15 protein-coding genes are annotated in these 16,669 nt (G+C 61.3%); 8 read left to right on the forward strand and 7 right to left on the reverse strand.

Going from position 1 to position 16,669, the window contains the following annotated elements; all coding sequences use genetic code 11:
- Nucleotides 1-71: 71 nt before the first annotated feature.
- Nucleotides 72-1,031, forward strand: a complete 960-nt coding sequence (locus tag ACIOVF_RS25185; RefSeq protein WP_045202275.1) for a GlxA family transcriptional regulator — start codon at nucleotides 72-74, stop codon at nucleotides 1,029-1,031.
- Here the strand turns inward: ACIOVF_RS25185 and ACIOVF_RS25190 are convergent.
- From ACIOVF_RS25190 to ACIOVF_RS25210, 5 genes are all read right to left on the reverse strand, one after another.
- Nucleotides 1,018-1,437, reverse strand: a complete 420-nt coding sequence (locus ACIOVF_RS25190) for a DUF3010 family protein (protein WP_045202276.1) — start codon at nucleotides 1,435-1,437, stop codon at nucleotides 1,018-1,020. The genes ACIOVF_RS25185 and ACIOVF_RS25190 overlap by 14 nt on opposite strands.
- A 7-nt stretch (nucleotides 1,438-1,444) precedes the next feature.
- Complete coding sequence (locus ACIOVF_RS25195) at nucleotides 1,445-1,852, reverse strand: lysozyme inhibitor LprI family protein (protein ID WP_401293338.1); 408 nt, start codon at nucleotides 1,850-1,852, stop codon at nucleotides 1,445-1,447.
- A 154-nt stretch (nucleotides 1,853-2,006) separates the two neighbouring features.
- Nucleotides 2,007-2,744, reverse strand: coding sequence for a hypothetical protein (locus ACIOVF_RS25200; protein WP_401293341.1), 738 nt, complete (start codon nucleotides 2,742-2,744; stop codon nucleotides 2,007-2,009).
- A gap of 72 nt (nucleotides 2,745-2,816) precedes the next feature.
- The gene (locus ACIOVF_RS25205) at nucleotides 2,817-3,470 is read right to left on the reverse strand and encodes a hypothetical protein (protein WP_045202282.1); all 654 of its coding nucleotides are present in this window, start codon (nucleotides 3,468-3,470) and stop codon (nucleotides 2,817-2,819) included.
- A gap of 54 nt (nucleotides 3,471-3,524) precedes the next feature.
- Nucleotides 3,525-4,292, reverse strand: coding sequence for a hypothetical protein (locus ACIOVF_RS25210; protein ID WP_093378697.1), 768 nt, complete (start codon nucleotides 4,290-4,292; stop codon nucleotides 3,525-3,527).
- A 259-nt stretch (nucleotides 4,293-4,551) separates the two neighbouring features.
- On the opposite strand from ACIOVF_RS25210, the gene ACIOVF_RS25215 reads away from it, so the two are divergent.
- The 6 genes from ACIOVF_RS25215 (at nucleotide 4,552) to ACIOVF_RS25240 (ending at nucleotide 12,412) form a co-directional block, all read left to right on the forward strand.
- Complete coding sequence (locus ACIOVF_RS25215) at nucleotides 4,552-5,529, forward strand: dipeptidase (RefSeq protein ID WP_123565301.1); 978 nt, start codon at nucleotides 4,552-4,554, stop codon at nucleotides 5,527-5,529.
- Between the two features lie 214 nt (nucleotides 5,530-5,743).
- A complete protein-coding gene (locus ACIOVF_RS25220) occupies nucleotides 5,744-6,274 on the forward strand; it encodes a 4-vinyl reductase (RefSeq protein ID WP_045202287.1) in 531 nt (176 codons plus the stop codon).
- Between the two features lie 15 nt (nucleotides 6,275-6,289).
- Entirely contained in the window at nucleotides 6,290-8,350 is a 2,061-nt protein-coding gene (gene dgcA, locus ACIOVF_RS25225; RefSeq protein ID WP_401293347.1) for a dimethylglycine demethylation protein DgcA, read from the forward strand.
- A gap of 103 nt (nucleotides 8,351-8,453) precedes the next feature.
- Nucleotides 8,454-10,403 (forward strand): dimethylglycine demethylation protein DgcB, encoded by a 1,950-nt coding sequence (gene dgcB, locus ACIOVF_RS25230; RefSeq protein WP_401293350.1) that lies wholly within the window; start codon nucleotides 8,454-8,456, stop codon nucleotides 10,401-10,403.
- Nucleotides 10,403-11,626 carry an electron transfer flavoprotein subunit alpha/FixB family protein gene (locus tag ACIOVF_RS25235; protein WP_258608398.1) on the forward strand — a complete coding sequence of 408 codons (1,224 nt, stop codon included), beginning with the start codon at nucleotides 10,403-10,405 and terminating at the stop codon, nucleotides 11,624-11,626. The genes dgcB and ACIOVF_RS25235 overlap by 1 nt, the downstream gene beginning before the upstream one ends.
- Before the next feature lie 15 nt (nucleotides 11,627-11,641).
- Entirely contained in the window at nucleotides 11,642-12,412 is a 771-nt protein-coding gene (locus ACIOVF_RS25240) for an electron transfer flavoprotein subunit beta (RefSeq protein ID WP_045202289.1), read from the forward strand.
- Nucleotides 12,413-13,087: 675 nt separating this feature from the next.
- Here the strand turns inward: ACIOVF_RS25240 and gbcA are convergent.
- Nucleotides 13,088-14,380: a glycine-betaine demethylase subunit GbcA gene (gbcA, locus tag ACIOVF_RS25245; protein ID WP_115084934.1), complete on the reverse strand. Its 1,293-nt coding sequence runs from the start codon at nucleotides 14,378-14,380 to the stop codon at nucleotides 13,088-13,090.
- A 286-nt stretch (nucleotides 14,381-14,666) separates the two neighbouring features.
- Here gbcA and gbcB point away from each other — a divergent pair, with 286 nt between their 5' ends.
- The gene (gene gbcB, locus ACIOVF_RS25250; protein ID WP_093378723.1) at nucleotides 14,667-15,767 is read left to right on the forward strand and encodes a glycine-betaine demethylase subunit GbcB; all 1,101 of its coding nucleotides are present in this window, start codon (nucleotides 14,667-14,669) and stop codon (nucleotides 15,765-15,767) included.
- On the opposite strand, the gene ACIOVF_RS25255 is transcribed toward gbcB, so the two are convergent.
- Complete coding sequence (locus ACIOVF_RS25255; RefSeq protein ID WP_093378727.1) at nucleotides 15,688-16,608, reverse strand: nitrilase-related carbon-nitrogen hydrolase; 921 nt, start codon at nucleotides 16,606-16,608, stop codon at nucleotides 15,688-15,690. The genes gbcB and ACIOVF_RS25255 overlap by 80 nt on opposite strands.
- Nucleotides 16,609-16,669 lie beyond the last annotated feature (61 nt).

Below are 16,669 nucleotides of genomic sequence, written 5' to 3' on the forward strand. Positions count from 1 at the left end.
GGCGACCGGCACTTGCACAGTGGCGACCAGCGCGCTATTAACCCTGCATCCGTGGCCGTCGAGTCTTCGCTATGCCCCAGGATTTCCATTTCTTGCTGTTGCCGGGTTTCTCCGCTATCGGCTTTATTTCCGCGATAGAGCCGCTGCGGGTGGCCAACCGCTTTCGCGGCGAGCTGTACCGCTGGCAGGTGCTGAGCATAGATGGCGGCGCGGTGCAGGCCAGCAACGGTATGTCGGTGAATGCCGACGCCGCGCTGCAGCCGCTGGGCAGGGGCGCAACCCTGCTGGTGGTGGCCGGTTTCGAGCCGCTGCGCAGCTTCGGCCCGGCCCTGCAGCACTGGTTGCGCAAGCTCGATCACGAGGGCGTGGTGTTGGGCGGCATCGATACCGGCAGCGTGGTGCTGGCCGAGGCCGGTTTGCTCGAGGGTTACCGGGTGACCCTGCATTGGGAAGCGCTGGAAGCTTTCACGGAAAGTTACCCGCAGTTGCAGGCAACCCAGGAGCTGTTTGAAGTCGATCGTCGGCGGATCACTTCGGCGGGTGGCACCGCCTCGATCGACCTGATGCTCGACCTGATCGCCCAGGCCCATGGCCCGGAGCTGGCGATCCAGGTGTCGGAGCAGTTCGTGCTCGGCCGGATTCGCCCGCGCCAGGACCACCAGCGCATGCAGATCGCCTCACGCTACGGCATCAGCAACAAGAAGCTGGTGCAGGTGATCGGCGAGATGGAGCGCAACACCGAGCAACCGCTCAACACCCTGGTGCTGGCCGAGTCGGTGCAGGTCACCCGGCGCCAGCTGGAGCGCCTGTTCAAGCTTTACCTGCACGACACCCCCAGCGGCTTTTACCTGCGCCTGCGCCTGGACAAGGCCCGGCAGTTGCTGCGCCAGACTGACCTCAGCGTGCTGGAGGTGGGCATCGCTTGCGGGTTCGAGTCAGCGTCGTATTTCACCCGTTGTTACCGTGGGCGCTTCCAGCGTTGCCCGCGCGAAGACCGCAAGGCCGCGGCGGTCAGCCTCAGCGGCGCTTGAGCAGCAGCGCGCAGGCGCTCTTGTAGGCTTCGTGCTGGTACTTGTTCAGCGACGCCGGCAATTCAAGGTCGTGTTTCTTCGCTTGGGCGCTGATGGTCTGTGGTGACACCAGCTCCACCTCGCAATTGTCCAGCAACTGCAGCACGCCCTCGATCTTGAAGGTGGTCGGGCCACCGGCGAAATCGCCTTTCTTGCTGCGCTTTTTGATCGCCAGGTGGCTGATGCCCTGCTCGGCGATAAAGGCCCGGGCCTGGCGGGCAAAGGCTTTTACGCTATCTGCCAGTTCGTCGTCTTCCAGGGCGATTTTTTTTGTCGCCAGGGCAAGATGCACAGGGCTGGCGCCGTCAAGCGTGGCGACGGCAAGCAGCGCTTCGCTGCCTTTGATTTCAATTCCGCAGATTTTCATGCTGTTCTCAATCGGAGTTTTGCAGCCCCAGGGACTGCAAGTATTCGGAGCGATCATCGCTACGTTGGGCAATGCAGGTGTTCAGGGCCGCGTCGAAAGCCTTGCCGGGTTGCTGGTCATAGGTCTCGACTTTGCAATCGGCGTCGCGCAGTTGCTTCCAGATGGCTTGGGCGTCACGCAGGCGCTTGCTCAGCTCGTCGACCTTGGCTTGCTGGCCGCCGTACTGCTCGCCAATGCGCTGCAGCAGGTCGTCGAAAGCGGCATTGAGCTCGCGTTGGGCGGTGGTGCGGCTGTATTGGGCGCACGCATAGCTTTGCTGGTCGGTGTCGACGTTGTCGCACGGGGTGCTTTCGTCGTCCTCGGCATGGGCGCCGAATGCCAGCAATACCAGGGCCAGGCCTACCATCGTTCTCATCTGCGACATCCTCCGAAAGCTTGGGCGAACATGGGCGCCGATTCTCGCTCAGCGCCGCAGCAAAGAACAGGGTAGCTGTTGCGCCTGTCCACTCACCAGGCCCAGGCTAAAACCACCTGAGGCGCGAAGTGTCGAGTCCTCTACCCAGGGCAGTTCAGATCATCAGGCCGACGATGAATGTTTCGGCCATCTGGCCAAGACGCTCCTGGATCATTCGCTGTATGGCGTGATTTCCCAGGGGATGAAACTGCACCTGGTGAATTTCCAGTTTTACCATGGTTCTGGATTCAAGCCGCTGACGGTCAAGGAGGCTTGTCACTGGCACAGCAGACGAAAGCTCCAGCCTGTGCAACTGGACATCCAATAGACCGTTGGCCCGCTCGTTGACAGGGATGAACTGAAAGCTGTTGAACGCATGGTTGTCATTGCCGATTCTGAACACTTCCCGGGCAGCTGTGGATTGCAGGAGCGCCCTGAACGTTCTGTCGACCTGTTGAACTTGCGTGAGGTCCAGTACGGGCGAGTTCTGTGCAACGGTAGAGAACGCCAGTTCGAGCAATGTCCAATACAGGTGATGCAGCTCGACCTGTTTTTTCCAGACGCCGGTGAAGCGCCAGCCCAGGGTTGCCAGGATCGCACAGTAGCTGGCAAACCAGTCCTGACCCGGGGGCGTTTGTTGTTGAGCCAACAGTTGCGCAAAAAGTGTGCTGTTCAACACGCTCTTGCACCGCGTATCTGTCAGTCGGTCACTGAAACTGAGGACACTATCCGCTGCCACCGCAGCATTCACTGCACCCGGTAGAGTGTTATTGTGGTAGTTGACCAGGCTGCGAGTTGCCGGCGTTAGTGCCGGTGGAATAACTATCGGGGTTGAATCCATAGAGGTGTTCATTGCGAGGGGCTCGGATACTGCCGCATTGCCAGGATTGACCAGTGCGACAGTATCAGTGGAATAGCCAGCGATTCACGGGTGGGGAAGTTCGAAGGTGAGTTGCTGAATGTGGCTACCCAGTTTGCTGGTCACGGTGCTCCTCAGGCTGCTGTAGCTTGCTTTGAGACTGGCATCACTGTGGCGGATCTGGATTGGGCGCAGAATGTTCTGACAGGAAAACGAATGCTTTAGCCAGTCATCGGTGACGTTAAAGGGTTTAGTCTCCAGGGCCAGACTGATCTTCTTGATCGCCGTTGACGAACGCGCAATCAGCACTTCAATAGTGATCAACAGCCGGTCCTGGCCAGCCAGCGGTTTAAAAGCAGATTGGCGCAGAACAGTGCTTTTGGGGTCGGGCTGACCCGGCTCGTTCAATGCAGTCCACACCTGCGCTGGAATCGCATAGGGATTGGCAACCTGCTGAAGCAGTTCCATTAGCGTGATTGTGCTTCCCAGGCTTGAGGTGTATTCGGTCAACTGCTCGGTGGTGAAAACCCAGCCTAACTTACCGAGCGCCTTACTGTAGTGCGAGTGCCACGCCTGGATAGATTGATACGGCTGTTTGTCGGCAGACATTTGCGCGAGCAGGCTCGATCTCAATAGGTCTTCCTTGGTGCTCACAGGTAGGTGCGTGGATAAACAGGCAATCTGCGCAGCGTTGATATAACTTTCGAAAGCAATGGGCATGTTGGCACTCCTTGCGATGGGCAGTGCCGATGCCGGGCATCGGCACGCGAAGTATCAAATCTCGAATTGCTCAAGAAAGTTTTCTGCACCACCGGCCAGTTTGTCTTCTACCGCAGAACGGATGCGGGCATACAGATTGGTGTTCAACTGAACCTGGCTAGCAGCCCGATAGATGGTCACATTGGTTTTCTTGAATTTGAAAAACAGCACGCGCTTGGTCCTGACCTGTTTCTTGAACTCCAGGCAATTGAGCACCATCGCTACCTGACCCTTGCTGGACTCGAGGCACGGAAGAATCTGGAAGGTGCCGAAGGATTCCGAGGCGCTGTTGTTTTCCAGCAGGTTCAGTGCGCCCTGGTCTTTTTGCAGGCCATTCAGGGTTTTTTCCGCAATGCTCCTGAATGCACCGCCACCGGACACCGCGCCAATGATTTCCAGGGCAATCTGGTCCATGGAAAACTCACTGGCGCGTGGGGTGTAAAGCTGAGAGGCGTTGTTGGTAGTGTTCCATCCCAATGTCGCCAGGCCTTTGGTGTAGAACTCATACCACTGCTTGCGCTGGGTTTCCTTGTCGAACTTCTTGTCTGCCCCTTGTTGCATGAGGGAGATGCAGTTCATTACATCAATACTGTTTTGTTCCGACAGCGAGTCAGTGAGGCCGATGGCACTTTCACCGACGACGACGCCATTGTCGGTGTTTTCGTCGAAGGCGACTCCCGGGAGGGTGGGTGCTGCCGCAAACGCCGCGCGAGTGGCGATGACGGGTTTGCGGGCAGGCAGCTCAAGGGAACTGATGAAGTCAAGTTGATCCGATTGCAGCATGTCGTTACTCCTGTAAAGGGCGCCAGCCTCCTGGCTGGTCGAGCAATGATAGAGCGACCACTGCTGCAACCCAGAGGGACGCGCTTCTATTCCCAGGGTTCGCCGCGGCACAAACTGCCCCCCCTTCAGCAGACGTTGACGCTTTCGGCAATTCCCCTGTCGTTTTTGCATCTGGGCGACATTGCCCCTAGGCATATGCTGGCTCCAAAGCGCCGGCAGAAGATTCGGCGCAGGTTTTACCAATAAAGGGGACAGCCTGATGAGCCCAGCCGAATTACACGCCGACAGCATCGTTATCGACGGGCTGATCATTGCCAAATGGAACCGCGAGCTGTTCGAGGACATGCGCAAGGGCGGCCTGACCGCGGCCAACTGCACAGTGTCGGTCTGGGAAGGCTTCCAGGCCACGGTCAACAACATCGCCGCCAGCCAGAAGCTGATCCGCGACAACAGCGACCTGGTGATGCCGGTGCGCACCACCGCCGACATCCGCAAGGCCAAGGAACTGGGCAAGACCGGCATCCTCTTCGGCTTCCAGAACGCCCATGCCTTCGAAGACCAGATCGGCTACGTCGAGGTGTTCAAGCAGCTGGGCGTGGGCATTGTGCAGATGTGCTACAACACCCAGAACCTGGTCGGTACCGGTTGCTATGAGCGTGACGGCGGGCTATCGGGTTTTGGCCGCGAGATTGTCGCCGAGATGAACCGCGTCGGGGTCATGTGCGACCTGTCCCATGTCGGTTCCAAGACCTCCGAAGAAGTCATCCTCGAATCGAAAAAGCCGGTGTGCTACTCCCACTGCCTGCCTTCCGGGCTTAAGGAGCACCCGCGCAACAAGTCCGATGAAGAGCTCAAGTTCATTGCCGATCACGGCGGTTTCGTCGGCGTTACCATGTTCGCGCCGTTCTTGGCCAAGGGTATCGATTCGACCATCGACGACTACGCCGAAGCCATCGAATACACCATGAATATTGTCGGTGAAGACTCCATCGGCATCGGTACCGACTTCACCCAAGGCCACGGCCAGGATTTTTTCGAGTACCTGACCCACGACAAGGGCTACGCCCGGCGCCTGACCAACTTCGGCAAGATCATCAACCCGCTGGGCATCCGCACCGTGGGCGAGTTCCCCAACCTCACCGAGACCCTGCTCAAACGCGGCCACTCCGAGCGCGTGGTGCGCAAGATCATGGGCGAGAACTGGGTCAACGTTCTAAAGGACGTCTGGGGCGAGTGAATACCTCTGGAGCCTACTCCGCTCGCCGATAGCTGCGTCAGGTCCTCGCGAAAAGCTCGCCGTACCTCGGTACTGTCTCGCCTTTCGCTCCGGTCCTTTCTTACTCTCGACGTGCTCGCTACGGCTCCAAAGGCATTCACAGCGGCTGTTTATTGAAGAGCAAAGCCAAAGCGGCTTTGCATCGTGAATACCACATTTCTGGAGTTCAGTTTCCATGGCCAAGATCGCCCCGCAATTGCCTATCGAAGTCGACAGCGAAACCGGTGTCTGGACCAGCGACGCCCTGCCGATGCTGTACGTGCCGCGGCATTTCTTCGTCAACAACCACATGGGCATCGAGGAAGTACTGGGCGCCGAGGCCTATGCCGAGATCCTCTACAAGGCCGGCTACAAGTCTGCCTGGCACTGGTGCGAGAAAGAGGCCGAATGCCACGGCCTGCAAGGCGTGGCGGTGTTCGAGCACTACATGAAGCGCCTGTCCCAGCGCGGCTGGGGCCTGTTCAAGATCCAGGACATCGACCTCGACAAGGGCACCGCCAGCGTCAAGCTCGAGCATTCGGCGTTCGTCTATGTGTACGGCAAGGTCGGGCGCAAGGTCGACTACATGTTCACCGGCTGGTTCGCCGGGGCCATGGACCAGATCCTGGCCGCCCGCGGCAGCAACATTCGCACGGTCGCCGAGCAGGTCTACGGCGGTTCGCAAGAAGGCCACGACGACGGCCTGTTCATCGTCAAGCCGTTGTAAGTCGAGGATCCTGCCATGGCTTTCGAAGCAATGTTCCAGCCGATCCAGATCGGCAAACTGACCATCCGCAACCGGGTACTGAGCACTGCGCACGCCGAGGTCTACGCCACCGACGGCGGCATGACCACCGAGCGCTACGTGAAGTACTACGAAGAGAAAGCCAAGGGCGGCATCGGCCTGGCGATTTGCGGCGGCTCCTCGGTGGTGGCCATCGACAGCCCACAGGAATGGTGGGCGTCGGTGAACCTCTCGACCGACCGCATCATCCCGCACTTCCAGAACCTGGCCGACGCCATGCACAAGCATGGCGCCAAGATCATGATCCAGATTACCCACATGGGCCGTCGCTCGCGCTGGGACGGCTTCAACTGGCCGACCCTGATGTCGCCATCGGGGGTGCGCGAGCCGGTGCACCGGGCCACCTGCAAGACCATCGAGCCAGAAGAAATCTGGCGGGTGATCGGCAACTACGCGCAGGCCGCGCGCCGGGCCAAGGAAGGTGGCCTGGACGGCATCGAGCTGTCGGCGGTGCACCAGCACATGATCGACCAGTTCTGGAGCCCGCGGGTCAACAAGCGCACCGACGAATGGGGCGGCACCTTTGAAGGGCGGATGAAGTTCGGCCTGGAAGTGCTCAAGGCCGTGCGTGCCGAAGTGGGCCCGGACTTTTGCGTGGGCATGCGCATCTGCGGTGACGAGTTCCACCCCGATGGCCTCAGTCATGAGGACATGAAGGAAATCGCCCAGTACTACGACGCCACCGGCATGCTGGATTTTTTCGGCGTGATCGGTTCGGGCTGCGACACCCACAACACCCTGGCCAACGTCATTCCCAACATGAGCTTCCCGCCCGAGCCGTTCCTGCACCTGGCAGCCGGCATCAAGGAAGTGGTCAAGGTGCCGGTGCTGCACGCGCAGAACATCAAGGACCCGAACCAGGCTACGCGCATTCTCGAAGGCGGTTATGTCGACATGGTCGGCATGACCCGTGCGCACATCGCCGACCCGCACCTGATCGCCAAGATCAAGATGGGCCAGATCGACCAGATCAAGCAGTGCGTGGGTGCCAACTACTGCATCGACCGCCAGTACCAGGGCCTGGACGTGCTGTGCATCCAGAACGCCGCGACCTCCCGTGAATACATGGGCGTGCCGCACATCATCGAGAAAAGCACCGGACCCAAGCGCAAGGTGGTGGTGGTTGGCGCCGGGCCTGCGGGCATGGAAGCCGCGCGCGTGGCAGCAGAGCGCGGCCATGACGTCACCCTGTTCGAGAAGAAGGACGCCATCGGCGGGCAGATCAGCATTGCCGCCAAGGCGCCGCAGCGCGACCAGATCGCCGGTATCACCCGCTGGTACCAGCTGGAGCTGGCGCGCCTGAAGGTCGACTTGCGCCTGGGTACTGCCGCCGATATCGACACCATTCAAGACCTGCGCCCGGACATCATCGTGCTGGCGGTGGGCGGCCATCCATTCATCGAACAGAACGAACACTGGGGCGCCGCCGAAGGGCTGGTGGTCAGCAGTTGGGACGTGCTCGACGGCAAGGTGGCGCCGGGCAAGAACGTGCTGGTGTACGACACTATCTGCGAATTCACCGGCATGTCGGTGGCCGACTACATCGCTGACAAGGGCAGCCAGGTCGAGATCGTCACCGACGACATCAAGCCGGGCGTGGCCATTGGTGGCACGTCGTTCCCGACCTACTACCGCAGCATGTACCCCAAAGAAGTGATCATGACTGGCGACCTGATGCTGGAAAAGGTCTACCGCGAGGGTGACAAACTGGTGGCGGTGCTGGAGAACGAATACACCGGTGCCAAAGAGGAGCGGGTGGTCGACCAGGTGGTGATCGAGAACGGTGTACGGCCGGACGAGGCGCTGTACTACGGCCTCAAGGAAGGCTCGCGCAACAAGGGCCAGATCGACATCGAAGCGCTGTTCGCGATCAAGCCGCAGCCGATTCTCAGCCAGCCGGGCGAAGGCTACTTGCTGTATCGCATCGGCGACTGCGTGGCGCAGCGCAATACCCATGCCGCTATCTACGATGCGCTCCGGCTTTGTAAGGATTTCTAAGGCAGCTGCGAGCGGCAAGCTTCAAGCGGTAAGCAAAAGCAGCGCGGTGTTGCCTTTGCTTGCAGCTTGAAGCTTGAGGCTTGCACCTGAAAGGTGCCTCTAAATGTTGAACACCCTTATCCCCATCCTCCTGTTCGCCGCCCTGGGCCTTGCTGTCCTGGGCGCGCTGCGGCGCGTGCGGATGTGGCGCCAGGGTCGGCCTTCGAAGGTCGATCTGCTCGGCGGCCTGCTGGCCATGCCGCGGCGCTATATGGTTGACCTGCACCACGTGGTCGCCCGCGACAAGTACATGGCCAACACCCACGTGGCCACCGCTGGCGGCTTTGTCCTGGCGGCGGTGCTGGCGATCCTGGTGCATGGCTTCGGCCTGCATAACAAGATTCTCGGCTACGCCTTGCTGTTCGCTACTGCGCTGATGTTTGCCGGTGCGCTGTTCGTTTACAAACGCCGGCTCAATCCGCCGTCGCGGCTGTCCAAAGGCCCATGGATGCGCTTGCCGAAAAGCCTGCTGGTGTTCGCCGCAAGCTTCTTCATCGCCACCTTGCCGGTCGCCGGGATCCTCCCCGAAGGCTTCGGCGGCTGGCTGCTGGTGGCGCTGCTGGGGCTTGGCGTGTTGTGGGGCGTGTCCGAGCTGTTCTTCGGCATGACCTGGGGCGGGCCGATGAAGCATGCCTTCGCCGGTGCCCTGCACCTGGCCTGGCACCGGCGTGCCGAGCGCTTTGGCGGTGGCCGTTCGACCGGGCTCAAGCCCATCGACCTGGAAGACCCGCAAGCGTTGCTGGGGGTAGAAAAGCCCAAGGATTTCACCTGGAACCAATTGCTCGGTTTTGACGCCTGCGTGCAGTGCGGCAAGTGCGAGGCCGTGTGCCCGGCGTTTGCCGCCGGCCAGCCGCTGAACCCGAAAAAACTCATCCAGGACATGGTCGTTGGCCTGGCCGGTGGTACCGATGCCAAGTTTGCCGGCAGCCCCTATCCTGGCAAAGCCATTGGCGAGCATGGCGGCAACCCGCACCAGCCGATCGTCAACGGCCTGGTCGATGCCCAGACCCTGTGGTCGTGCACCACCTGCCGCGCCTGCGTCGAGGAATGCCCGATGATGATCGAGCACGTCGATGCCATCGTCGACATGCGCCGCCACCTGACCCTGGAAAAAGGCGCGACACCGAACAAGGGCGCCGAGGTGCTGGACAACCTGATCGCCACCGACAACCCCGGCGGCTTCGCCCCGGGCGGGCGGATGAACTGGGCGGCGGACCTCAACCTCAACCTGCTCGGCGACATCAAGACCGCCGAGGTGCTGTTCTGGGTCGGCGACGGTGCCTTCGACATGCGCAACCAGCGCACCCTGCGCGCTTTCGTCAAAGTGCTCAAAGCCGCGCAAGTGGACTTCGCCGTGCTCGGCCTGGAAGAGCGCGACAGCGGTGACGTGGCCCGGCGCCTGGGCGATGAAGCGACCTTCCAGCAACTGGCCCGGCGCAATATCCAGACCCTGGCCAAGTACAGCTTCAAGCGCATCGTCACCTGCGATCCGCACAGCTTCCACGTGCTCAAGAACGAATACGGGGCCTTCGGCGGCAACTACCTGGTGCAGCACCACAGCACTTACATCGCCGAGCTGATTGGCGCAGGCGCGCTCAACCTGGGCCAGCACAAGGGCGGCAGCGTGACCTACCACGACCCGTGCTACCTGGGCCGCTACAACGGTGAGTACGAGGCGCCGCGCGAGGTATTGCGCGCGCTCAGCATCGAGGTCAGGGAGATGCAGCGGTCGGGCTTGCGTTCGCGCTGCTGCGGCGGTGGCGGCGGAGCGCCGATTACCGATATTCCGGGCAAACAACGGATCCCCGACATGCGCATGGACGACATTCGTGAAACCGCCGCCGAGCTGGTGGCCGTGGGTTGTCCACAGTGCACGGCGATGCTTGAGGGCGTAGTCGAGCCCCGTCCGCTGATCAAGGACCTGGCGGAACTGGTTGCCGACGCCATTCTCGAAGAACCGGCGGCGCCGAGCAAACCCGCTCCGGCACAGCGTGAACCTGCGGAGGTGCACTGATGAGCGACATTATTCGCCGTGATCCGCGCGCCGAGTGGATCGCCCGCAACCGCCTGCACCCGCTGCACGCGGCCATGCAGCAGGGCCAGCAACACAGCTGGATGGGGCCCAACGGCATCATTCGCAAGAACCCGCACGGGGTCGGCTTCATCGGTCCCAATGGCCTCAAGCGCATCGACCGCAGCGGCGCCCAGCAGGGTGGCAGCAGCAAGCGCACGGCTGCGGCCGTGGTGCAATTGCCGCTGCACCAGGTGGCACAGCCGGCGTTCTACATCGCCGTGGTTCCAGACATGGTCGGCGGTCGCCTGGGCAGCCACGACCGCGACCTGCTGGGCCTGGCCCACAGCCTGGCCGGTAGCGACGGCGCGGTGCTGGCAGTGGTGTTTGGCGAACACAAGGAAAGCAACTTTTCCACAGCCGGCGTCGATCGCCTGCTGGTCATCGAAGGTGACGAGTTCGCAGGTTACGCACCGGAGCAGTTGGTGCAGGGCCTGCGCGCTGTGGATAACCAGTACAGCCCACGCCATTGGCTGCTGCCAGACAGCCGCACGGGTGGCGGCGAGCTGGGCCGGCGCTTTGCGGCGGCCATTGGCGAACGCCCGGCGACTCGGGTCTGGCAGGTCAAGGACGGGCAGTGCAGCGGCCGCGCCGGCGCTGGTCAGCAAGACCTGGTGCGCGGCTTGCCGCGCTTGATCCTGGCGGCTGTCGAATGCGCGGAACCGGTCAGTGAAACCCGCCACGAAGCCTTGCCGGTGCAGTTATCCACAAGTGCTGTGCGCAGCTTGTCGCGCATTGAAGACCTCGGCCCGGTGGCCGTCGATCCGGCGGCCATCGCCATGGCCGAGGCCGAATTCATTGTCTCGGGCGGTAACGGCGTCAAGGATTGGGAACTGTTCCACCGCGCCACCGTGGCCCTCGGCGCGACCGAAGGCGCCTCGCGGGTGGCTGTGGATGATGGCTTTATGCCACGCAATCGCCAGGTCGGTGCCACTGGTACCTGGGTGACCGCGCGGGTTTACCTGGCTGTGGGTATCTCCGGGGCGATCCAGCACCTGCAGGGCATCGGCGCCTGCGACAAGGTGGTGGCGATCAACATGGACCCCGGCTGCGACATGATCAAGCGTGCCGACCTGTCGGTGATCGGCGACAGCGCGGCGATTCTCCAGGCGCTGATCGAGGCTGTGGAAAACTACCGCAACGACGTCAAGCGCGATGCGGCCTGAGGGCAGGGGATAACTATGCACACCAAGGTCATCAGTCTGGTTTCAATCGGTGCCCACCCAAGCTCTGGCCGCACTCGACGTGCCGAGCAGGATGCCCGGGCGGTAGAGCTGGGCCTGCAGCTGGCTGGGGATAACTTGCAGGTGCTGCACGCCGGCGACCCGCAGGAGCCGGCCTTGCGCGCTTACCTGGGTATGGGCCTGGAGCACATCGACGTGCTCGAACAGCCACATGGCGCCGATGCCCTGGGCGTACTCGGCGATTACCTGCGCGACGCTGGCGCTCAATTGGTGCTGACCGGCAGCCAGGCGGAAACCGGCGAAGGTTCGGGGATGCTGCCGTTCCTGCTGGCCGAGCGTCTGGGCTGGCCGCTGGTGGTGGGCCTGGCCGAAGTTGAATCTATCCACAATGGTGTCGCCCAAGTGCTGCAGGCCCTGCCACGGGGCCAGCGGCGGCGTCTGAAGGTACGCCTGCCGCTGCTGGCGACTGTGGATAACGCCGCGCCCAAGCCGCGCCAGAGCGCCTTTGGCCCGGCCCGGCGCGGGGTGTTGGCAGCGCGCCAGGTGGATGTTGTCGAAGACGAGTTATTCACAAGCGCCGAGCTGCAGCCGGCCAAGCCACGGCCCAAGCGCCTGAAAGTGATCAAGGCCAAGAGCGGCGCCGACCGCATGAAAGCTGCTACCGCCAAGGCCAGTGGCGGTGGTGGGCAAGTACTCAAGGACCTCTGCCCCGCAGACGGCGCGCAAGCCATCCTCAAGCTGCTGGTGGAAGAGGGCGTATTACGCTGACAGTTGCTCACAAAGTCTGTTGGCCGATCTGTGGATAAAGTGTTCGTGTATGGCTGCAGGGCACGCATTGCGTGCCCTTCGGCGTTATGGTCAAAAAATGATCAAGCTAAGTTGTGGATTTCTCGAGGTTTTCTCCCTCTGGCTAGGCTGAGTTTGCCCACAATCGCTGTTGGCGGGTCTGTGGATAATATGTTCGCCCATGGCTGAGAGGCCCGTGTGGCAAGGGCTGCGCACGGTTGATCAAAAACTAGCCAATTGCCGTGTTTATGCCTGCCCACGCCCGTTTTTTCAGTTGTTCAGGGCGTTATCCACAACGCTTTTTCACCGCTGCGACTTTTGCACACAAAGTCTGTTGGCGTCTCTGTGGATAAGGTGTTCGCCTTCCGCTGTGAGCCTTGTATTTAAAGGCGTGCAGAGATTTGATCAAATATTGATCAATAAAATTTAGTGGGAAAAACAACGACTTGCCCACATTAGCTGTGGGCTGTCCTGTGGATAAAGTGTTTGCTGTGTGGACGGGCCCAGTGGGGCCGGGGGATTGCGGTAGGTGATCAAAATTTGTACAGGCTGGTACGGTCCCATCGCTGGCAAGGCCAGCTCCCACAGGGTTTGCAGGTATACACACCACCTGTGGGAGCCGGCCTTGCCGGCGATGGGCCGCAAAGCGGCCCCGCTTTACTGCGCAGCCACACCCTTCAGATAAGGCGCCGGCGCCGCCCCCAGGTTGCTCAGCATCCGCTCGCTGTACCAATCGACGAAATTAACCACGCCAAACTCATAGGTCTTCGAATAAGGCCCGGGCTGATACGCCGTGGAGTTGATCCCACGCTGGTTCTCTTCAGCCAGGCGCCGGTCCTGGTCGTTGGTGGCGTCCCACACCTGGCGCATGCGCGCCGGGTCGTAGTCCACACCTTCAACCGCATCCTTGTGCACCAGCCACTTGGTGGTGACCATGGTCTCCTGGGCGCTGATCGGCCACACAGTGAAGACGATGATGTGATCGCCCATGCAGTGGTTCCACGAGTGCGGCAGGTGCAGGATGCGCATCGAGCCGAGATCCGGGTTCTTGATCCGGCCCATGAGCTTCTGGCAGCCCTGCTTGCCATCCAGGGTCATCGACACCGTGCCCTTGAGCAGCGGCATGCGCACGATACGGTTACGCAGGCCGAAGCTTGCGTGGGCGTAGGGGATCTTCTCGGCATCCCAGGCGGCAGCCGAGGCGGCGACGTGGTCCTTGAACGCCTGGTCGGCGCGTGGGTCGGTGACGTCGTCCCATTCCAGCAGGGTTTTCAGCAGTTCAGGGTGCGAGCCGCTGCAGTGGTAGCACTCGCGGTTGTTTTCCAGCACCAGCTTCCAGTTGGCCTTCTCCATCAAGGTGGTTTGCACCGCCACCTTGGTGTTCTCCATGTCGTAGGGTTCCATGTAGTGGGTCAGGGTGGCGAGGAAGTCGTCAATCGCCGGCGGGTTCTCGGCCAGGCTGATGAAGATGTAGCCACCGGCGGTCTTGACGTTCACAGGCTTGAGGCCGTACTGCTTCATGTCGAAATCGGCGCCCATTTCGGTGCCGGCAAACAGCAGGCGGCCGTCCAGCTCGTAGGTCCACTGGTGGTAATGGCAGACCAGCTTGGCGACCTTGCCCTTGTCGCTGGTGCACAGGCGTGAACCGCGATGGCGGCAGACGTTGTGGAAGGCGTGCACCTGGCCTTCGGCACCGCGCACCACCAGGATCGGGTTCTTGCCGATCTGCAGGGTGATGAAGTTGCCCTTGGTCGGGATTTCACAGGTCATCCCGGCGATCAGCCATTCCTTCTGGAAGATTTCTTCCATGTCGATCTGGAACAGGCGCTCGTCGCAGTAGAACGGCTGTGGCAGCGAGAAGGTCCGCTCGCGGCTCTGCAGCATCTCGGCGGTGGCCTTGCGTGCAGGTTCCAGTGGATCGCCCAGACTCAAAGTTGCGGTGACGTCCATCGTGTAGGTCCTCATGGCCAGTGCTTGTGGCCGGTGAAAGTGGCTAATCGTTGTTATGGCGACGCAAGGCTCAAGTACAGCAGGATCATGTGCGATGGAGTGTGCGTTCGAAGGGCGCAGGAACCATATCCATGGACGACATGATCAGATCCGTTTCCGACGCGTAAGCCCCCGTGGCTGGGGGCTGGTCGCGATAAGCACGCCAATGTCGCGGATAGGTAAGTGTCGCCTGCGCGGCTTAAGCAGAATCGCAGCCATCAGGCCGCAGTCGGCCGTGGAGACGAGCATGTCCAACAGCTTCCTCAATCCGGTCAGCACCCAGACCTGGGCCAACGGCCGCCACATCGTCCGTTGCGTCAAGGTGATCCAGGAAACCTGGGACGTGCGCACCTTCTGTTTCATGGCCGATCAGCCGATCATGTTCTTCTTCAAGCCCGGGCAGTTCGTCACCCTGGAGCTTGAGATCGATGGCGAGCCGATCATGCGCTCGTACACCATCTCAAGCTCGCCGTCGGTGCCCTACAGTTTCTCGGTGACCATCAAGCGCGTGCCCGGCGGCAAGGTCTCCAACTGGCTGCACGACACATTGCACGAAGGCCAGGAGCTGGCGGTACACGGCCCGGTCGGGCTGTTCAACGCCATGGATTTCCCCAGCCCCAAGGTGCTGTACCTCAGCGGCGGCGTCGGTATCACCCCGGTGATGTCCATGGCCCGCTGGTTCTATGACACCAACGGCAATGTCGACATGGTTTTCGTTCATAGCGCGCGCTCACCGAAAGACATCATCTATCACCGCGAGCTGGAACATATGGCGTCGCGAATCGACAACTTCAGCCTTCATATCATTTGCGAGAAGCACGGCTTGGGCGAGCCCTGGGCGGGCTATCGCGGCTACCTGAACCAGAAGCTGATGGAGTTGATCGCCCCGGACTACCTGGAACGGGAGATTTTCTGCTGCGGCCCGACGCCCTACATGAACGCGGTCAAGCGCCTGCTGGAAAGTAGCGGCTACGACATGAGCCGCTACCATGAAGAGTCGTTCGGCGCGACCCCGGCCGAGGTCAAGGCCGATGCCGTGGAACACGCCGAACAAGCCGCCGAAGCTGCCGAGGTGGACGCCGGCGACCTGCACCAAGTCGAATTCACCGCCACCGGCAAGAGCATCCGCGTCGCCCCGGGCGAGACCGTGCACGCGGCGGCGGCCAAGCTCGGGCTGATGATCCCCAAGGCCTGCGGCATGGGCATCTGCGGCACCTGCAAGGTGCTCAAGCTGGGCGGCGAAGTGGAGATGGAACACAACGGTGGCATCACTGATGACGATGTGGCGGAGGGTTATATTTTGTCCTGCTGCAGTGTGCCGAAGGGTGACGTACGGATTGAGTACTAGTGTTGCAGACACCGCCGTAAAGCTGCGGCTGGCGATCTTCATGGACATGGTTGTGGTCGCTGATCCACTTGTAGTCGGCGTCGCTCAGGTCCAGGTCGGCCAGCAGCAGTTGCGCTTCGGGCAGGCTGCTGGCGCCAGCCAGGGGAAAGCCGTCGGCATCGACAATGGTTGAACCGCCCACCCAGTCGACCCCGCGTTCGCTGCCATGGCGATCACAAACCGCGATGAACATGCGATTCACTGCTGCCCCCGCCTGAACCCGGACGATTTCTGCCGGGCGCTCCTCGGGAGGGCGGGGGAATTCTGGCCAGTTGGCGGGCGCACACAACAACTGTGCACCACTCAGCGCAGCCAGGCGTACCCACTCCGGGAGCTCCAGGTCATAACAGATCATCAGTGCTATTCGCCCTTTGGCCGTTCGCACAACGGGTGGCGGTTGTTCGCCCGGTGTGAAGATGAGTTTTTCCCGGTCCCACAGGTGCACCTTGCGATAGCAGGTGATCCAGCCCTGAGGCTCGATCAGCACTACGCTGTTGGCGACTTCGGTTGCCGACAGGCGTTCGCACAGGCCGGCCACCACCATGATCTCGTGTTGCCGGGCGAGGGCGAACCAACCCTTGACCGTGGCGTCGTATAAACCCTCGGCAACGCTCAAGGCTTCGTCGCGGTCTTCAAACACGTAGCCGCTCTGCATAAGCTCCGGCAGCACGACCAGTTCCGCGCCTTCCCGGGCGGCCTCGATGATCGCTGCATTGGAAACTTCGCGGTTATGGATTACATCGGCAACTTTCGGTGCAACTTGGGCGCAAGCAATGCGCAGCGGCAGTGATGATGTGTTCATGTGTGCTCTCCTGAAAATAATGATCAGGCGATATAAAATAGTTAGCGTCAACTGGCATTTT

This window comes from Pseudomonas sp. NPDC087612, from assembly GCF_044743505.1.
In the GTDB taxonomy this organism is placed as follows: Bacteria; Pseudomonadota; Gammaproteobacteria; order Pseudomonadales; family Pseudomonadaceae; genus Aquipseudomonas.

Excerpts from the sequence above, each read along its gene's own strand:
- ACIOVF_RS25205 (WP_045202282.1), bottom strand. The coding sequence starts at position 3,470 with ATGCCCATTGCTTTCGAAAGTTATATCAACGCTGCGCAGATTGCCTGT.
- dgcA (WP_401293347.1), top strand. The coding sequence starts at position 6,290 with ATGGCTTTCGAAGCAATGTTCCAGCCGATCCAGATCGGCAAACTGACC.
- ACIOVF_RS25195 (WP_401293338.1), bottom strand. The coding sequence starts at position 1,852 with ATGAGAACGATGGTAGGCCTGGCCCTGGTATTGCTGGCATTCGGCGCC.
- ACIOVF_RS25240 (WP_045202289.1), top strand. The coding sequence starts at position 11,642 with ATGCACACCAAGGTCATCAGTCTGGTTTCAATCGGTGCCCACCCAAGC.
- ACIOVF_RS25190 (WP_045202276.1), bottom strand. The coding sequence starts at position 1,437 with ATGAAAATCTGCGGAATTGAAATCAAAGGCAGCGAAGCGCTGCTTGCC.
- ACIOVF_RS25215 (WP_123565301.1), top strand. The coding sequence starts at position 4,552 with ATGAGCCCAGCCGAATTACACGCCGACAGCATCGTTATCGACGGGCTG.
- ACIOVF_RS25200 (WP_401293341.1), bottom strand. The coding sequence starts at position 2,744 with ATGAACACCTCTATGGATTCAACCCCGATAGTTATTCCACCGGCACTA.
- ACIOVF_RS25210 (WP_093378697.1), bottom strand. The coding sequence starts at position 4,292 with ATGCTGCAATCGGATCAACTTGACTTCATCAGTTCCCTTGAGCTGCCT.
- gbcA (WP_115084934.1), bottom strand. The coding sequence starts at position 14,380 with ATGGACGTCACCGCAACTTTGAGTCTGGGCGATCCACTGGAACCTGCA.
- dgcB (WP_401293350.1), top strand. The coding sequence starts at position 8,454 with ATGTTGAACACCCTTATCCCCATCCTCCTGTTCGCCGCCCTGGGCCTT.
- ACIOVF_RS25255 (WP_093378727.1), bottom strand. The coding sequence starts at position 16,608 with ATGAACACATCATCACTGCCGCTGCGCATTGCTTGCGCCCAAGTTGCA.
- ACIOVF_RS25185 (WP_045202275.1), top strand. The coding sequence starts at position 72 with ATGCCCCAGGATTTCCATTTCTTGCTGTTGCCGGGTTTCTCCGCTATC.
- gbcB (WP_093378723.1), top strand. The coding sequence starts at position 14,667 with ATGTCCAACAGCTTCCTCAATCCGGTCAGCACCCAGACCTGGGCCAAC.
- ACIOVF_RS25220 (WP_045202287.1), top strand. The coding sequence starts at position 5,744 with ATGGCCAAGATCGCCCCGCAATTGCCTATCGAAGTCGACAGCGAAACC.
- ACIOVF_RS25235 (WP_258608398.1), top strand. The coding sequence starts at position 10,403 with ATGAGCGACATTATTCGCCGTGATCCGCGCGCCGAGTGGATCGCCCGC.